11 protein-coding genes and 1 pseudogene are annotated in these 18095 nt (G+C 62.6%); 2 read left to right on the top strand and 10 right to left on the bottom strand.

The window, feature by feature from the left end:
- Window positions 1-220: 220 nt before the first annotated feature.
- The gene (locus ABJP42_RS06170; RefSeq protein ID WP_348339348.1) at window positions 221-685 is read right to left on the bottom strand and encodes a GNAT family N-acetyltransferase; all 465 of its coding nucleotides are present in this window, start codon (window positions 683-685) and stop codon (window positions 221-223) included.
- Between the two features lie 363 nt (window positions 686-1048).
- Between ABJP42_RS06170 and ABJP42_RS06165 the strand changes: the two genes are divergently transcribed.
- Window positions 1049-3790: a methyl-accepting chemotaxis protein gene (locus ABJP42_RS06165; protein WP_348339346.1), complete on the top strand. Its 2742-nt coding sequence runs from the start codon at window positions 1049-1051 to the stop codon at window positions 3788-3790.
- A gap of 123 nt (window positions 3791-3913) precedes the next feature.
- On the opposite strand, the gene ABJP42_RS06160 is transcribed toward ABJP42_RS06165, so the two are convergent.
- From ABJP42_RS06160 to ABJP42_RS06150, 3 genes are all read right to left on the bottom strand, one after another.
- On the bottom strand, window positions 3914-4450 hold the full coding sequence (locus ABJP42_RS06160) for a hypothetical protein (RefSeq protein WP_348339344.1): 537 nt from the start codon (window positions 4448-4450) through the stop codon (window positions 3914-3916).
- Between the two features lie 53 nt (window positions 4451-4503).
- The gene (locus ABJP42_RS06155) at window positions 4504-4797 is read right to left on the bottom strand and encodes a hypothetical protein (RefSeq protein ID WP_348339342.1); all 294 of its coding nucleotides are present in this window, start codon (window positions 4795-4797) and stop codon (window positions 4504-4506) included.
- Window positions 4798-5177: 380 nt separating this feature from the next.
- Window positions 5178-7547: a putative bifunctional diguanylate cyclase/phosphodiesterase gene (locus ABJP42_RS06150; RefSeq protein WP_348339340.1), complete on the bottom strand. Its 2370-nt coding sequence runs from the start codon at window positions 7545-7547 to the stop codon at window positions 5178-5180.
- A gap of 519 nt (window positions 7548-8066) precedes the next feature.
- On the opposite strand from ABJP42_RS06150, the gene ABJP42_RS06145 reads away from it, so the two are divergent.
- Window positions 8067-10163 (top strand): DEAD/DEAH box helicase, encoded by a 2097-nt coding sequence (locus tag ABJP42_RS06145; RefSeq protein WP_348339338.1) that lies wholly within the window; start codon window positions 8067-8069, stop codon window positions 10161-10163.
- Between the two features lie 479 nt (window positions 10164-10642).
- Here the strand turns inward: ABJP42_RS06145 and glmM are convergent, their stop codons facing one another.
- From glmM to ABJP42_RS06115, 6 genes and pseudogenes are all read right to left on the bottom strand, one after another.
- A complete protein-coding gene (glmM, locus tag ABJP42_RS06140) occupies window positions 10643-11989 on the bottom strand; it encodes a phosphoglucosamine mutase (protein WP_348339336.1) in 1347 nt (448 codons plus the stop codon).
- A 290-nt stretch (window positions 11990-12279) separates the two neighbouring features.
- On the bottom strand, window positions 12280-12528 hold the full coding sequence (locus tag ABJP42_RS06135) for a hypothetical protein (RefSeq protein ID WP_348339334.1): 249 nt from the start codon (window positions 12526-12528) through the stop codon (window positions 12280-12282).
- Window positions 12529-12673: 145 nt separating this feature from the next.
- Entirely contained in the window at window positions 12674-13408 is a 735-nt protein-coding gene (locus ABJP42_RS06130; RefSeq protein WP_348339332.1) for a YjbF family lipoprotein, read from the bottom strand.
- A complete protein-coding gene (locus ABJP42_RS06125) occupies window positions 13405-15570 on the bottom strand; it encodes a YjbH domain-containing protein (protein WP_348339330.1) in 2166 nt (721 codons plus the stop codon). The genes ABJP42_RS06130 and ABJP42_RS06125 overlap by 4 nt, the downstream gene beginning before the upstream one ends.
- Before the next feature lie 165 nt (window positions 15571-15735).
- On the bottom strand, window positions 15736-17610 hold the full coding sequence (locus ABJP42_RS06120; RefSeq protein ID WP_348339328.1) for a polysaccharide biosynthesis protein: 1875 nt from the start codon (window positions 17608-17610) through the stop codon (window positions 15736-15738).
- A 343-nt stretch (window positions 17611-17953) separates the two neighbouring features.
- Window positions 17954-18095: pseudogene (locus ABJP42_RS06115) on the bottom strand (UTP--glucose-1-phosphate uridylyltransferase); the annotation flags it as partial.

The following is an 18095-nucleotide window of genomic DNA, read 5'->3' as shown; positions in this document are numbered from 1 at the left end:
CCAGACGTGGTTCTGTGATCCTTCCTCACCCTGGCAAAAAGGCACCGTCGAGAACACCAACCGACGCGCCAGACGCTGGCTGCCCCGCAAACGTGACATCAGATTGATGACCGATCACGACATGAAGCAGATCTGCGACCGGGTGCGGGCCCCCTTCAACTGCGACTCCTGCCAGCAAGCAGTCGTCCGGCGAAGGCCCGCGCTACGCGGGAAACCCGGATTATTCCACGCGTTTTGGCAGCCGCCGTTTTTCAAAGCCGGTTCTAGATTGTTCAAACCCGGCCCCTTCATAAAAGGACAAGGTAGAGGGGCGTGTCGAGCCGGTACTCAGCATCACCTTGTAGCAGTCATTGTCCCAGGCTCTGTCACAGGCCGCATCAAGGAGGCTGGTCCCTAGGCCTTTGCCCCGCGCCTCCGGATGCGTCACCATGTTTTCGATGACTGCATAGGGTCGCCCGCCCCTGGTCAGATTGGGAATGACAATGAGCGTGCAGGTCGTCAGGATTTTATCCTGCTGGAGTCCCAGAAGCACAGCGCTTCCCTCAATCTGAGAAATTCTGCGGATGTTCTCTGCTGCCCGCGCGGTGGTGCATCTGTCATCACCAGGAGACAGGAAGGCGTAAAGATCGAGCAGCGCATCACTGTCCTTGGCAGAGGCTGTTCGGATCTGAATATCGTTTTGCATAGGCCCAGTTTCAGACGGGGTGCCGCAATCGTCAATATGGCAAGGCAGGTCCAAATTCACCATTGGCCCTATCTCCATAAGGCTGGGCAGCCCAGAAACAACCAATATGGAAGGACTGCAGAGCCGTGTTCCTGTGCGTCATGGCGGGCGTTTCTGAAGGGGGGGTTTACAACTCATTAGGGAATATTTGTTAAAAGTCTCCCGGCTTTAGCCACTGCTGCTCATGATTTTTTTACTCTCTTATGGCCTGCCTATAGGCAAGGGTCTGGCCTTCTTTGGGAGGGTCTGGACCCAAATGCATATGGTCCCGTGGCCGCCAGGGCGGTGCGGGGAGGTCGGCAACAGACGGATTTTGGGTAAGTCATGACAGTACAACACTCCGCAGAGACAGCAGCGGCAGGCACATCAGTGACAGGTAAGCCAGTGACGGGCAAACCAGCGGCAGCCAAACGCAAATGGCGCCCCTTCTCCAGCATCGGTGCCAAGATCATGCTGATCCTGCTGACCCTGGGCGCGGTCTCGGCGGTAGGCGGGGTGCTGGTCTCTCTGGTCTTTGCCGAGGTCGGCAGCCAGATGAAGGAATTGTCTGGCCAGAAGCTGCCGCAGTTGCAGATGAGCCAGACCCTTGGCGCTGCGGCGGGGCAGAACAAGGACGCCATGACCGAGATCCTGCTGTCCACAACCGAGGCGGAACTGGCTGAGGCCGAGGCTGTCGCGACCGAGGCCACGGCGGCGCTGAACAGCAGCATTGCCGCCCTTCCGGAGGCAATCCAGGAGAGTTTTGCCGCCGAAGCCGAGGCGGCCGCCCAGAGCCTCAACAGCCTGGTGGCTGCGCGGCAAAGCGCCTTTCGCAATCAGGCCTGGATCGAAACCCAGACGGTTGAGCTACAGGGCTTTAGCGAGCAGCTGCAGGGCAGCCTGCAAGAGGTCGCCAATGAGGCCTATAGCAATCTGATGCAGGGCGGCGGCGAGACCATCACCCAGGTGGATGGGGTTCTGAGCGATCTGGTGGAGAAACAATTTGGCGGCCTGCAGACCCTGCTGGAGGCGCGCGGCGATATCAATCTGTTGTCCGGCGCGGCGCTGGCGCTTGGCCATGTGCGCGATGTCAAAACCCGCAAAGAGCTGGAAGCCATGGCCACCGATGCGCTGGCCCGGCTGGAGCCGATCCTGCCGCAGCTGGAAGAGATCGGCCTGGATGCCTTTGGCGCCAAGCGGGTGCGGGCCGGTATCGAGGTCTTCAAGGGCACATTGAACGCCAGCCGCAAGGAGCAGAAGGAAAACCGCAAGATCGTGATGAAGGCGCGCACCCGCAGCTCGGCGCCGCTGTCGCGGGCGCTGGACAAGATGGTCTTTACCCTGTCGATCGCGGCGACCCAGGCCAGCGACAACAACAAAAGCGCCATTCAGGGGCTGTTGGACAATCAGGTCGGCGTGCTGCACCGGCTGCTGCAGATGACTGGCGCCATCAGCGCCTTCCAGCTGGCGGCCCTGGATGTGGTTGCGGCGGCCGATGTGGCTGCGGCCGAGGCCACCATTGCGCCAATGCAGCAGGCCGCCGAGGCCCTGGGTGCCCATGTGGATTTCAACGGCGGCGTGCTCGCCACACAGTTGCAGGGCATGATTGCCCTGGCCGACCCCTCCCAGGGTCTGGCCGCCTTTAAGGTGGGGTCTTTGCAGGCCGATATTGCAGCGGCAGAGGCCTCGCGCCAGACCGCCGAAGTGGTGCTGAGCATTGCCCATCATGCCGCCGATCTGGGCGCCGCCAGCCAGGCGGAAATTGCGGATATGGCCTCTGGCATCACCGCCGAGATGGCCCAGGCGCAACAGCAGATGCAGCTGTTGATGCTGGTCTCGGGCGGGGTCTTGGTGCTGGCCCTGGTGCTGACCCGGATCCTGATCACCCGGCCCTTGTCCAAGATCAGCGAGACCACCGAACATCTGGCCGAGGGCGATCTCAGCCCGGTCACGGGCTTTGGCCGCGCCAGCGATGAGATCTACCGCATTGCCCGCGCCCTCTCGGTGTTCCGGGATGGGCTGGTGGAAAAGGTCGAGAACGAAGCGGCCGCCGAGGCCGAGCGCGACAGGCGTCAGGCCGATCAGACCGCTGCCGTTACCGCCATTGGCGAAGGCCTGGCGCAGCTGTCGCAGGGGGATCTGACCATTCGCATCCATGATGAGATGAGCCCCGGCTATGCCAAGCTGCGCGATGATTTCAACGCCGCCCTCGACGGGCTGGAGAAATCGGTCAACAGCCTCAGCCTCAGCGGCAAATCCATCGCCGGCGGCACCTCGGAAATCTCTGCCGCCTCGCGGGATCTGTCAGAACGCTCTGAACGCACCGCCCAGACCCTGGCCAGCACGGCCGCGGCAGTGAACCAGCTCTCGGTCTCGATCACCCATACGGCCTCGGCCTCGGGCGAGGCTGCGTCCTCGGTGGAGGTGGCGCGCAAAAACGCCGATGAAAGCCAGGATGTGGTACAGCGCTGCCATGAGGCCATGGAAAGCATCAAGGAAAGCTCCTACAAGATCTCGCAGATCATTGGCATGATCGACAGCATTGCCCAGCAGACCAATCTTCTGGCGCTGAATGCGGGCGTCGAAGCCGCCCGGGCCGGCGATGTCGGCAAGGGGTTTGCGGTGGTGGCCTCGGAGGTGCGCACCCTGGCGCATCGCTCCAAGGAAGCCGCCACCGAGATCTCCACTCTGGTGGCCGAAAGCGGCGAAAACGTCGAGCTGGGCGCCGATCTGGTGGCCCGCACCGGCGAGGTGATCGGCGAGATTTCCACCTCGGTGACCAGTGCGGCCGCCCTGATGCAAGAGATCTCCCAGGCCTCTTCTGAGCAATCCGGCAGTCTCAAGGAGATCAATGCGGCGATGGGCAATCTGGATGATTCCACCGCCAAGAACGCCGCCCTGTTTGAGGAGGTCACCTCCTCCAGCATCGGCCTGTCGCAGGAGGCCCAGGCGATGGATACAGCCCTTGGTGGGTTCCGCACCACTGGCAATACACAGCCGGGCAGTGCAGCGACAGATGGCGCAGCGCCCGGCCAGACCCAGGATCAGGGCTGGGACCAGGACAGCGGCTGGGCAGAGGCAGGCTGAACGGACACGGCAGGGCCTCTGGGCAAAGTGAGCTCTGGGGTCCGCTCAAAGCAGGCTTGAGTAACGCAGGCCTGAGTAAACGCGCGCCTGGGGGCACCTGTGCTGTTCAGCTAACAGTGCGGCTCAGACACCGGAGCGGCGCAGCCCGCGAAAGGTATACATCAGGATCAGCATCAGGAAGAACAGGCCAAAGACATCGCCAATCAGATAGGCGATATATTCCTTGGGGGCGCTGCCAAAGGCAAAATTGGTCAGCAGCGAAGTGACCAGCGAGATCACCAGCCCGGCCGCCATGAGACAGGGCCAGCAGGGTCTGCGCTCCGGTGCCGGGCTCAGATCCCGCCCCAGCAGCCGCAGGGTCTGGAAGCACAGCGCCGGTACGGTGACGGCGATGGCGATGGCGGCCAGGCGGCTGGGCTCCAGGGCGGTCCAGCCTGCGGCATAGATAAAGACCAGGATCACGCCAGGCAAAAGCGCCAGAACCGAACGCCAGCCTAAGAGCCAGGCGGCCAGAACCCGCACCCCATGGGGCAGGAACAACAGGCTGGCGCGGTTGGTCAGATCCGTAAAGAACAGGTTCTGCACCGGCATCAGGATTTCAAAGGTGGCAAAAAAGGCGACGATATAAGCCAGGGATACAACACCTGTTTCGACTGCCAATCTCTGTATCGTCGCTGCGGCCACTGATGCCCCCCGTTTATCGTTGCCGCGGGTTATCCCTCGGGGGTCTTAACAATATAATAACCACGAACCGAGTTTTTACATTGTTCCAGATATCCTTTGCCCTGCAGGGATTTGAGGGCACGGAAAAAAGTTGGCCGCGAGACGCTGGCCAGCAGCGCATGGGTCTGCAGGGCAGTGGTTTTGACCGCGCCAGTGCTGACCGCCTTGTCGCTGGCGGCGTAATAGATATCACGCTCCACAGCCGAGAGATCCTGCAATCCCATGGACAATTCCATATCCATCAGCAGTTTTCGCAATTCCGTCAGTTTGGAAATTTCAGACATAGGCGGGCTCTATTGGTTTTTAAGATTTATATATAAGTACAGTTTGCTGAGTGTCACAGCAATGTAAACAGGCTTCCTGACCTAGGTGTCATATTGACACTTGAATGTGTTCCCTTAAACTCATCTGTAGTCCGGCAGCTTTTAAAAAACCGTGAGTGGTGGCTCGTCGACAAGCTCTTTTTAGCACCTAAACTTTTGCAGGCGCGGGGTCTTGGGACTTCGCGTCTGCGCTTTCGGGCCTCTGTCTGGCTGCCGTGCTCGGGGTCTGGCCCCGGTTGCCCCGCCTCTCCTGCCCTCCTGTGCAGGGGCGCGATCACCTGGAGATCGCGGCAGAAAACAGGCGGTGTTTGAGCTGAGCCACTGGCGCCAGGCGGCCCGGTCTATTTCTGCAGCTTCAGATGGTGCCCCTGGCCCGGGAACAGCCGGGCGGTGGCGGCGCGTTCCGCCAGCGGCGGGCCGTCAAAATAGCCCTGCAGATAATCCACTCCGCAGGCCTGCAACAGCTGGCGGTGCTCTTCGGTCTCGGCCCCCTCGCCGGTGACCCGCATCCCTAAGGCATGGCCGAGCTTGGCAATGGCGCTGACAATGGCGCGGGTTTCCTCCGATTCCGGCAGTTTAGAGACAAAAGCCGCATCCACCTTGATCTTGTCGACGGGAAATTTCTGCAGATAGCTGAGCGAGGAATAGCCCATGCCAAAATCATCCAGCGCCACGGTGATGCCGAGCTCCTGCAGCGCCTGGATCTCGCGCAGGGCCGACTGGCCGCTGGCCAGCACCACGGTCTCGGTGATCTCGGCCTCGACAGCTGAGGCCGGGCAATTGGTTTCATAGAGGCAGTCATTGATGAATTCATCCACCTGGGCGCCAAACAGCTTGGGCGAGAGGTTCACCGCCACCCTTCCTTTGAACCCGGCATCATGCCAGCGGGCGGCGGTGCGAAAGGCCTGGATGGTGATCTGATAGGTGAGCTCGCGAATGAGACCGCTGTCTTCGGCGATGGGAATGAACTCCGCCGGAGAAATGGTGCCCAGCTGGCGGTGATGCCAGCGCGCCAGGGTTTCAAAGCCGATGATCTCGCCGCTTTTGAGATCGGTCTGCAGCTGAAACACCGGCCGGATATCGCCCTGGGTCAGGGCCTGGCGCAGCTCGCGCTCCAGCAGGCTTTTGCGTTTGATTTCGGTTTCCAGATCTTCGTGGAACACCTCGACCATACCGCGGCCGCCCCGCTTGGCCTCATAGAGCGCCAGATCGGCGCGGCGAATGCCTTCTGACGGTTTTGCCTGGGCCCCCGAGAGCGTGGCGATGCCGGCCGACATGCCGGTATGCAGCACCTGTCCTGCAACCTGTTGCGGCTGGCCCATTTCAGAGACCAGGCGTTCGGCAAGACGGGTCAGCCGCTGCAGACTGTCGGCGCCCTTGACCAGAATGGCAAATTCATCGCCCCCCAGCCGGGCCGCCAGCACATAGCTGCTGGCACAGGATTCAAATTTCTGCGCCACCACCTGCAGCAGCGCATCGCCTGCGGGATGGCCCAGGGTGTCATTGATCAGCTTGAAATGATCCAGATCGGCCAGCAGCACCGAGACCTCCTCGCCTTCGTGCTGCAGCCAGGTGGTCAGGGTCTGTTCCATCAGCCGCCGGTTTGGCAGCCCGGTGAGACTGTCATGTTCCGCCAGAAACCGCACCCGCTCGGCCTGGCGCGCCTGATCGGAGTGATCCGAGGCCAGCAGCATCGAGCCGAGGAACAGCCCGTGTTCATCGCGGATCGGCCCGCCGCGCACCAAGAGATTGAGCGTATGGCCCGAGAGATTGTGAACCGTGGAGGCTTCAAAGGAAAAGCTCTGGTTCTGCTCGATATGGGTTTCGGCCTGTTCGGCCAGATCCGCAGGCAGCCAGGAGGCGAGGTTCAGTTTCCGCCCCACCTGGGCATCGCCAAAGAACAGCTCGCCATTGGGGTTGCACAGCACCACCTCGCCGGTTTCATCGGCCAAAAGCACCCCGTCGCGGGTGGATTGCAGCGCCCGCTGGATCCGCTTGTTCTCGCGCCGGGCGGTCTCGTCGCTCTGGGCGCGCAGCTCGGCAACCTCAATCTTGTTTTCGCTCAGCTGGTGCAGCGCCTGGGCCATCATGCCGATCTCGTCGCAGCGCTCAAGCCCGGGAATTTCCCCAGTAAAGCGATGGTGGCGCATCTCGATCAGGGTCTTGGTCAGGGCCTCAACCGGCTGCGCCAGCCGCGCCAGCACCAGATAGACCACCACAGAGATCACCAGCAACACAAAAAGCGAAATCATCAGATGGCTAAGAACCGCGTCGCGCAGGGGCGTTGAAATGGCCGAGAGAGGCAGGGCAATCTCCAGACGCCCCAACACCTGGGACTGATCACCGAATGTATGAATGATGTCCTGGCTGGCACGCAGATCATCCGGGGCCGGGTTGTAGCCTGGCACCTGCTGGGCAAAAATCTGATTGCCGCTGGCGTCAAAGATCAGCACCTGGGCGGTATGGCCCTCGGTGAGGATACTGCGGGCCAGGCTGTGAATATGCGCCGCGCTGTTTTCCCACATGGGCTGGGTCAGAGCCTCGGCGCCAAAGCGCAGCACCAGTTCACATTCCTTTTTCAGAGAGGCCAGGAACAGCTCTTTGTGATCCAGTACCTCGTGGAGGATGCTGAAACACTGGATGATAAAAAGCGGCACCAGCATGCCCAGCAAAAGCCGGGTGCGAAAGGAGGCCCTGGGCAGCAGCCTCATGCTTCAGTCTCCTGCAGCGCAAGAGGCAGCAGCCGGCCCAATGAGCGCGCGGCGGCCGGTGGAGCTGTCAATGCTGCGGGCACAGCAAGGGCAGCAGTCAGAAAGCGGATAACCCACATGGAATGCGTCCCTTTTGTCTCAACATGCGCAGGAGAGTGTGCCAATAGATCGTTAAAGCCGCGTGTGACCTGCCCCGGATTTGGGCGGGCTTACGGAAAATTCCGGTCTCACTGTGGTATTGATCATTGAAAAATTGACTTAAACCCCATGGCAGCTGCGGCAGAGGCGCTGCCTGCCCTGGCGCGCGCAGGCGGCGCTGGTGCAACCGGGCAGGCCGCAGGGTGGGGCAGATAGCGGGCAAAAGGAGGGTGCAGAACTGCGGGTCAAAACCGGCCTCCAGAGATGACTATACATGGGCGCATGAATGGCCTATACGCGGCCAATTGCTGCCGGGGCGTCCTGCCTTTTGTGCGGCAGCCCTGGTTTGGCCTCCGCCCCAATAGAAAAGCAGATCATCTCGTGAAACAGACATTAGCTCTGGCGCTTGAGCGCCGTGGATATTCCTCTTTGACCCCCGTACAAGAGGCGGTCTCGGATCCGTCTCTGGCCGGGGTCGACCTGCTGGTTTCGGCGCAGACCGGATCGGGTAAGACCGTGGGCTTTGGTCTCGCCATTGCCGATACCATTCTGGGCGAAGAAGATAAGTTTGCCCCCGCCGCGACACCGTTGGCGCTGGTGATTGCGCCGACGCGGGAACTGGCGATGCAGGTCAAACGCGAGCTGGCCTGGCTTTACGGCGAAGCCGGTGCGGTGATGGCCTCCTGTGTGGGCGGCATGGATATGCGCGACGAGCGGCGCGCCCTGGATCGCGGCGCCCATATCGTGGTGGCGACACCGGGCCGGTTGCGCGATCATATCATGCGCGGCTCGATTGACCTGTCGGAACTGCGCGCCGTGGTGCTGGATGAGGCCGACGAGATGCTGGATCTCGGCTTTCGCGAAGATCTTGAATTCATCCTCGGCGAAAGCCCTGATGCGCGCCAGACGCTCTTGTTCTCGGCCACCGTGCCACCGGCGATTGCCGGGCTGGCCAAAAGCTATCAGCGTGATGCGCAGCGGATCTCCACCGTGGCGGAGAAGAGCCAACACAGCGATATCGAATACCAGGCGATGTCGGTGGCGCCACGCGACGATGAAAACGCTATTATCAATGTGTTGCGCTATTTTGAATCGCCCAATGCCATCGTCTTCTGCAACACCCGTGCCATGGTCAACCGACTGCTGAGCCGGCTGTCCAATCGCGGCTTTTCGGTGGTGGCCCTCTCGGGTGAATTGTCCCAGGCCGAGCGGAGCCATGCGCTGCAGGCGATGCGCGATGGCCGGGCTCGGGTCTGTGTGGCCACCGATGTGGCGGCGCGCGGTATCGACCTGCCAAACCTGGATCTGGTGGTGCATGCTGAGCTGCCCAACAGCCATGAAACCCTGCTGCACCGTTCAGGCCGCACCGGCCGTGCGGGCCGCAAGGGCGTCAGCGCTCTGGTGGTACCGCCGAAGTCGCGCAAAAAGGCCGAGCGCCTGCTGAAAATGGCCAAGCTGACCGCAACCTGGGATACCGCCCCCTCGGCCGAGATGATCAAGGAACGCGATGGCGAGCGGATGTTGGCGGATTCGGCCTGGAGCGAGGCGCCTGCCGCGAGTGAAGAAGCCATGGTGGCCAGGCTGGCAGAGGAGTTTTCTCCCGCCCAGCTGGCCGCCGCCTATCTGCGCCTGTGGAACGCCGGGCGCTCTGCGCCAGAGGAGCTGTCGCCGGCCAATGCCAAGCCGGAGCCGCGCGCGCCCTTTGGCCCCAGTGTCTGGTTCTCCATTGCCAGTGGTCGGGATCAGGGCGCCGATCCGCGCCGTCTACTGCCCATGCTCTGCCGGGCTGGCGATATCACCAAAAGCGATATCGGCGCGATTCGGATCCAGCAAGAAGAGACCTTTGCCGAGATCCGCGAAGCGCAGATCGAGGGTTTCCTGAAATCCATGGGCTCCGAGATGATGCTGGATGACGGCACCAAGGTGACGCGCCTGGCGACGCCGCCCAATATCCCGGCCGGCCGCCCCTCTGGCCCGCGCAAATCTGGTGGCTATGAGGGCAAGCGCCCGCAGCGTGGCGCGGATGAGGGCTATAAAGGCAAGCGCGAAGGTGGTCCCCGCGAGGGCGGCTACAAGGACAAGAAACCCTATGGCGGTGACAAGCCCCGTGGCGAACGTCCTGATGGCGCGGGTCCCGGGCACAGGCCAGAGCGCAAGAAAGACCGTGCTGATCGGCCGCGTCACAAATCGGAAGCGCCGCGCGAACCCAATGCGGTGGTGAGCGAAGTCACCCCCCGCAGCAAGCCCGCAGCAAAACCAGCCGCCAAAGCGGAGAGCAAACCAAGCTACCGCGCCGGGGCCGGCGATCCTGGCAAGAGCTGGCGTAAAGAAGGCGGTAAACCTGGTGGCAAACGCAGTGGCCCCAAAGGCCCGCCGCCCCCAAAGGGCAAATCCAACAGCAAAAAGAACCGCGCCCGCGCCGCAGAAGCCAAGGCCGCCAAGGGCGGCAGCGCCAAGCCACGCCGCCCCAAGGGCTGAGGTCGCGCCGCAAGGCACTGAGAGGCATCACTGATGTAAAAGGTCGCCGGGACGCGCTCCCCGGCGGCCTTTTACTGTTTCTTGTCGGGGCATAGATCCCCCCCTCTGCCCAATCCTTGGGGAGGGGAACAGGCAGCCCCTACAGGCCGGGTTAACAGGCCGGGTTAGTCGCCTGTTGTGGTGGTTGTGGTGGTGCTGTCGTTATTGGTGACAACGCCGACAACAAGGGCCAGACCCAGGGCCCCGCCCGCGACACCCGCAGCGCCGATACCACCGGCAAGGCGATCTCTTTGGCGACGGTCTTATTTGGCTTGGCAAAAAAGCGGGGCGCTGCCCCCGGCCCTTTGGGCCTCCCCCGGGATATTTGCGGCCAAATGAAGACGGGCGTCTTCTTTGCCATTTCATTTGGCTAAAAATATCCTGGGGGTGAGCGTCTCGACGCGAGGGGGCAAAGCCCCCTGTTGTGCAGGCGTGGCGGGTCAGACTGCGACAGCCGCTTCGATTGCGCTGGCGACCTCCGCGACGGTGGCGTTCAGCAGGGCTGCGTCCTCGCATTCGGCCATCACCCGGATCAGCGGCTCGGTGCCGGATTTGCGGATCAGCAGGCGGCCCTTGCCGCTGAGGCTGGCTTCGGCGGCGCGGATGGCGCTTCGCACTGCGGGCGCCTCCAGCGGGGCCTGACCGGCGGTGAAGCGTATATTCTGCAGCAGCTGCGGCACCGGGGTGAACTGTTTGAGCAGCTCTGAGGCGGGCTTGCCAGTCTCGACCATGGCGCTGAGCATATGCAGCCCGGCCATCAGCCCATCGCCGGTGGTGGCATGATCGCTCATGACGATGTGGCCGGATTGTTCGCCGCCGAGGTTAAAGCCGCCCTGCCGCATCCGTTCCACCACGTAGCGGTCGCCAACGGCGGTGCGTTCCAGCCGCAGCCCCTGCCCCTGCAGATGGCGCTCCAGCCCGAGGTTCGACATCACCGTGGCCACCAGGGCACCGCCTGCCAGCCGGTCGGCCTGGGCCCAGCGGCTGGCCAAAAGCGCCATCAGCTGGTCGCCATCGGCCACGGTGCCGGTCTCGTCGATCATGATCACCCGATCCGCATCGCCATCCAGGCAGATGCCAACATCGGCGCCATGGGCGACCACCGCCTCGGCGGCGGCCTGGGGCTGGGTCGAGCCGCAGCCGAGATTGATATTGAGACCATCCGGGGCAGTGCCCAGCGGCACCACATCGGCGCCCAGCTCCCACAGAACCTCGGGGGCGGTGCGATGCGCCGCCCCATTGGCGCAGTCCAGCACCACCTTCAGCCCATCCAGGCGAATGCCGCGCGGCAGCGAGGATTTCACCCGCTCACCATAGCGAAACCGGGCGTCATCAATGCGTTTGGCCCGGCCGATATGTGCCGCTAGGGCGGGCTCAACCCCGGCTTCGATCAGGGCTTCGATCTCCAGCTCGGCCTGATCCGAGAGCTTGAAGCCATCGGGGCCAAAGAATTTGATGCCATTGTCCTGCGCCGGGTTGTGACTGGCCGAGATCATCACGCCCAGGTCAGCCCGCATCGAGCGGGTCATCAGCCCCACTGCCGGAGTGGGCACCGGGCCGAGCAAGAGCACATTCATACCGGTTGAAGTGAGACCGGCAGTGAGGGCGCTTTCGAACATATAGCCCGAGAGCCGGGTATCCTTGCCGATCACCACCCGGTGCACACCGCCCGCCTCGCGGCGAAAATACCGCCCCACCGCGGCGCCGATGCGCAGCGCCATATCCGCGGTCATGGGGTGAATGTTGGCGGTGCCGCGCACCCCGTCGGTGCCAAAAAACTTGCGCATTCTTGTCTGTTCCGTGCCGTTTTGCGGTGCTGCGGATCACAGGGGCCCAAAGGGGTCTTTTGACCGGGCAAAGCCGCGGGGATGGTCGATAGGTCTATGCAGCATAGGGCCGGGCGCGAGGCGGGCCATAGGCCGGGTCAGCCGCTTAGGCCGTTGGCGAGATCCTGCGTGGTTTCCCGCCAGCCATAGCTGTTATCGACAAAAGAAAACGGGCCCATTTGGGCCCGCCTTTTGAGCGTTCAAAACACAGGGCAGTGCGGGATTTCAGCCCAGCTGAAACCCAGGCCTGCTTAGTTGCTGCCAGTGGTTGTGGTGGTTGTGGTGGTGTCGTCATTGGTGACAACGCCGACAACAACGGCCAGACCCAGGGCTCCGCCCGCGATACCCGCCGCGCCGATGCCACCTGCGAGGCCGCCAAGGCCGCCACCTACACCGGCAGCACCACCACCAGCACCAGCCGCACCAGGAACGATGGCCTGAGCAGAGGCGGTTGTAACTGTGGCCGCAGTGATAAACAGGGCTGTAATGATCTTATTCATAATCCAAATCTCCTTTGGAAAGTTGCTTGTCCCCAGCCTACGCGAGCTGAATGCGAATTTCAACGTAGGCTTAAAAGAGAACTGCTTGACGAATGGTTTTTTGCCGCCTTGAGCGGCAAAAAAACTCAATCTGTGGCAAAAACGCTCAGTTTGTGAGGTTGCGAATGCGCAGATAGCCAATCTCTGGCCCGGCCCATTGCCGCGATTGCCAGACTTCACCGCCCCGGGAATCAACCCAGTAGTCGTTGATAATCACATGTGTTTCGCCCTGTATCCTACCCTGCGGATCATTCTGGAGGCTGCCGGTTTCGCAATATTCCTGCAGATGCCGGGTGTTGTAGCTGCGCTCGACAATCTCCAGCCGCGCCGGCCCCAGATCCTGCAGGCTGCAGGCAAAGGTCAGGCGCTGTGCTATATTGTCACCGCTGCGGATCTGATAGCTGCGCTGGCCACCCCGGCCCGGGCCGGGCTGTTGCCCGCGGGCCGGAACATCCGCCGAGAGCAGATTGCCGCCCAGGCCGCGGCTGGCGATCAACATGCCGTTGCGCAGGATCAGCGCGGTGCCATCGCCGCCGTTCCACTGGGTGATGGTGCCGGGCTGATCGTCGCTGCGGGTCAGCACCAGGGCGAGATAGCCGAGGAAGTCCAGATTTTCGACCACAATCTCGATATGCGGGTTGCCCAGTTCCAGCAGCATGGCGCGGGTGGCCCGCACCGGATCGGTTTTGGGGGCGCGGCGCTCCTGGATCGCTTCGCGGATGGCCTGGCTCAGCTGCACCTGAGTGGTGGGCCCATCAGGTCCCTTGGAGCAGGCGCTGAGGAGGCCGGTGAGGGCGACAAGAAGCGCCGCGCCAAATCGCAGTCTGAGGGGATGTATCATTCCCAGAACCTCGCGCGTTGATCCCGAAGGCTGTCGCGGTGGCTGGCCCGGATCCCGCCATAAAGCCGCCCGGGCACATGCACCCGCTGGCCGCCATCGCGCTGGGTGGGACGCACTGTCAGGCCAAAACTGTTCTGGCTGGGCTTGCCGAGGACCCAGTCCAGCGGAATGCTGAAGCGGAAGCCTTTGTCAAAGGAGCCCTCGCCAAAATCTTCGGCCGAGACATTGGTACGGGTGAAAAAGGCGCCCACCGACCAGCCATTGTTGAACACCCGGTCAAGGCTCATGGTGGCGCCATAGTCGCCGGCCAGATAGCGGCCCGCATCCAGCTGCAGAATGTAATTGTTGTTCAGTTCGTAATAGGCCGAGGCATGGCCGGTGAAGGTCTTGTAATCCAGGAAGGAAAACCGCTGATCATAGTCGCGCTGGATCACATAGTTGCCCTCCACCCCCAGGGCCAGGCGGCTGTTCACCGGCTTCCACAGCATCTCGGCGGAGACACCGCCAAACATGGTTTCAAAGATCCCGGCGGTGGCGCGGCCATAAAGATTGCGGCCCTGTTTCCAGTTATGCGCCACATAGAGGTTTTGCAGGGTGGTGCCATATTGCGCATAGCGCGACGCATCGGTGCGCACTGGCGGCAGCGCCGATGCGGAGGCCCGCCCGCCCGCGACATTGCCGGCCAGGCGCTGGCGCAGGGTGCCGGCGATGATCCAGCCCGGAGCCGGGGCATAGCTGGCCTTGAGATCGACGCCAAAATCGATCCGGAAGGGCCGGTCCGGGTCAAAATAGGAGGGCGCCGTATAGGGGGCAAAATTATAGGAAAACGCCGGGTAAAGCTCGGCGGAGTGCAGCGCGGTTGCGGGCATTTCGCTGGCATCGCCGACAGCGGCAACCGCCAGCAGCGCATCGGCGGCTTCCGGGTCAAACTCCAGCGCCTCCAGATCCGAGCGGCGCAGCTTCAGGGTGGAGAGACCCACGCCGCGGCTCAGCGGGGTGATATGGAAGGTCTCAACCGAGGCCGGCAGGGTGTTGGCCATGACCCGCGCCACCCGGCCCGAGGCCTGGGCGGTGGAGCGATAGCGGCTATTGCGATAGCGCACTTCGGCTCTGGTGCCCTGCAGGTCGATGGCCTCGAGGATCAGGCCTTCGCGTTTCAGCGCCTCGGCGACCTGATCGCGCAGCTGGATTTTTTGCGGCTGGCTCTGGCTCCAGCCCTGGCCCCAATGGGCTTCGGTCTTGGCCCATTGGCTGCGCGGCACCACTGGCGGGCCGGCCGGAATCGCCAGGGGGGTCATTGGCTGGCTGGGGTTGAGCTGGAACTGGACATTGAAGCCAAATTCGGAGCCGTAAAGATAATAGGCGCCAAACCGGGTGCGGTCGCTGTATTGGTATTCGGCGCCAAAGTTCAGCGAGGACCTGCGTTCAAAAACATTCGAATCCTGGGTCTCGGTGACATAGGCATCGCTGGAATATTCCGCCTTCAGGCTCCAGCGCTCATTGGGCTGCCATTCAATGCCGCCAAAGGGGGCAAAATCACCGCGGAACCACTGGTCATAGGACAGGTTGCCCCCGGTAGAGCCGCCGACAAAACTGGGGCGCTGACCGCCAATATTGCCAATGGCGCCGCTGGAGCCCAGCCGCCCCCAGCCCAGACCAAGCGTGACCTTGAGCTGGCCAGGGCCGCTATGATGCGACAGGGCCGGGGTCTGGAACCGCTTGGTGGCGACAAAATACTCTGCCGCATAAACACCGGTGCCGGCAAAATCCTGCAGCCCCATGGTCACCTCGGGGCGGTATTTCCCCTCGCGCCAGAGCCGCGCCCGCACATCAAAGCCGCGGTCATAATAGGTGGAATAGCCATAGAGATTCAGATTGCGGATGCCGTTGTAGCGAAAGCTGGCCGAGAGCCAGGGCAGCGCCTGAAAGGTGACATTATAGCGGCTCTGGCCGCCAAACCAGGAATAGCTGGTGGCATATTGCCCATCGGGCAGCATCTCGGAGGAGGGCATGTCGATGAGGCCGGCAGAGCCGTAGAAGTTCAGCGAGGGCGGTGGCAGTGGTTTGAAGCGCGGTGCGGCCTCGGGGCTGCCGGGCTGTGGGTTTTCAACCCGCTGGGTGATCTCAGGGCCCCAGGCCAGGGTAGCGCTGGCCGCAAACATCAGAACAGCAGCGCTGCCCAGGAGGGTCCTGAACGAAAGAGAGATGCTGCGGGTCACGGGGTGGGTCTGCCTTATCGCTGTCGTCTTTTTGACGTGTGTTGCAGCGGTTAGAGCACGGAAGGGGCGCAGGGATCAACGCAGGCCTGTCGCTTGTGGCTGTGCGGCTCAGGAAGATTTGCGGGCTGTGTCCTGATGGCCATAGCCTTCGACCCAGCGCTGCAGCAGCTGCCGCGCCGCCGACACGTCGCCCAGGGTCACCGCCTCGCGCAGCCCGCGCATAAAGGTGGCCACCTCGATCTCCGAGAGCACGCCTTCGCGGGCGCAAAAGATCTTGGGGTGGCGGGTGGTGATCAGCTCATCGGTGAGGGTGAGCTCTTCTTCCAGTTTTTCGCCGGGGCGCAGCCCGATGATCTTGATCTCGATCTCGCCCTCGGGGTTTTCTCCATCGCGCAGGGTATAACCGGCGCTTTCGATCACCTGGCGCGCCAGCTGCAGGATCGAGACCGGCTCGCCCATATCGAGCACAAAGACCTCGCCGCCCTGGGCCTCGGCGCCGGCCTGTAGCACCAGCTGCACCGCCTCCGAGATGGTCATGAAATAGCGTTTCACCTGCGGGTCGGTCACCGTCACCGGGCCGCCGCGGCTGATCTGATCCTGAAACAGCGGCACCACCGAGCCAGAGGAGCCCAGCACATTGCCAAAGCGCACCATGGTGAAGACGGTGGAGCTGTTGCGGCTGGCCAGATCCTGCAGCAGCAATTCGGCCATGCGTTTGGAGGCGCCCATCACATTGGTGGGCCGCACTGCCTTATCCGAGGAAATCAGGATAAACCGCTCCACCCCGGCCTGGGCCGAGGCCTGCGCCAGGGTCTGGGTGCCAAAGACATTATTGGCCAGCCCGGCCAGCGGGTTGGCCTCAACCAGGGGCACATGTTTATAGGCGGCAGCATGTAGCACCACCTGCACCGCATGGGTTTTCAGCACCTGGCGCACCTGGCGCGGATCGGTGACCGAGCCAAGGATCGGCACGATCTCCACCTCGGACTCGCAGGCCAGCGCCTCGAGCTCTTGATGGATGGTATAAAGCGCCAGTTCGCTGAGCTCGAACAGCACCAGTTTGCTGGGGCTGCAGCTGAGCACCTGGCGGCAGAGTTCCGATCCGATGGAGCCGCCGGCGCCGGAGATCAGCACCACCCGCCCGGCATAGGAGCTGCTGGCGGCGCTGATCGGCAGGCTGCGGGTGGCGCGGCCGAGAAACATCTGCGGCGGCACCGGGGTCAGCTTGTCGATCAGCGCCTCTTCGCCAATCAGCTGGGCAAAGGAGGGCAGCGCCTGCACCTCCAGCCCGATGCGCTGCAGCCGCTGAATGATCTGCGCCTGTTTTGGCTGACTTTGTGAGGGCATGGCCAGCAGCACCCGGTCGATCTGGCGCTGTTCCACCAGTTCCTGAATGCGGGCCGGGGAAAACACCTGCAGCCCCACCAGGGTCATGCCCTGCAAGGAGCCATTGTCATCGACAAAGGCCACCGGATCGATGCCGTCATGGGATTTCAGTGCCTGGGCCAGCTGGCTGCCGGTGGTGCCGGCGCCATAGATCAGCACCCGGCAGCGGGGGGCGGCGCGGCGGTAGATCATCAGCACCAACTGATGCAGCAGCGCCCGCAGCGCCATCATGAACAGCACCAGGCTGGTGGCAAAGATCACATAGGTGCCGCCGGGCAGCCTGGGGCCAAACAGTGTGGTCAGCAGCGCCAGGGCACCGGCCGTCGAGAGGGCCACCATGACCGTCAGCCCCACCGCGTGGCGCTCATAGGCGTTGAGGCGCACCATCGGCAGACCAAGATGGTTTGAGCTCAGCACCATCACCGCCATGACATAGGGCAGCACCGGTGCCAGCGCGGTCAGGGTCTGCAGCGCCGGGATTGGCAGCGGCTGCATGGCCAGGGTGAACAGTAAAGAGAGCGGGATCAGCGCCAGGTCGGCTGCCAGAAAGATATAGGATTTCTGTTTGCGTGAAAGGGCGCGGATCAGATGCAACATCGCCGGGCTGTCCAATGTTTTGGCCCAGCCGCTGGCAGGACGCAGTGTTAATATCGTTATGCCGCCCTGGTACCCCTGGTGCTGCCCCGGTGCCGCCCTAGTCAGGCCGTCGCGTTTACCCTGACGGATCTCAGAGCCTGGCAGGCCCGGTATAAGCAGGTCCTGTAGAGGCGGGCCCAAAATATGGTCTCTGCTCTCCGGTTGCCAATCTCTGTCAGCCGGGAAGCCTGTGGGTTCAGCTAGCATAAATACCCGCCGGAGGCAAAGACTTGGCCGCGGTTAAAAAAGCCTCTTAGTAGAATTTTTACCTTGAATACACGCTATTTTATTGCCCGCAGCGGCGCTATTCCGCCGCTTTATCGAGCCGGGTGACCTTGTTGAGATGGGCCATCAGATCATCGCGCAGCTCGGGCCGGGACAGGGCAAAGGAGACCGTCGCCTGCAGGAACCCCGCCTTGGAGCCGCAGTCAAAGCGCTCGCCGGCA

This window comes from Pseudophaeobacter sp., from assembly GCF_039971195.1.
Taxonomy (GTDB): domain Bacteria; phylum Pseudomonadota; class Alphaproteobacteria; order Rhodobacterales; family Rhodobacteraceae; genus Pseudophaeobacter.
The sequence above is the reverse complement of the archived record's forward strand: the minus strand, read 5'-3'. Positions and strand labels throughout refer to the sequence as shown.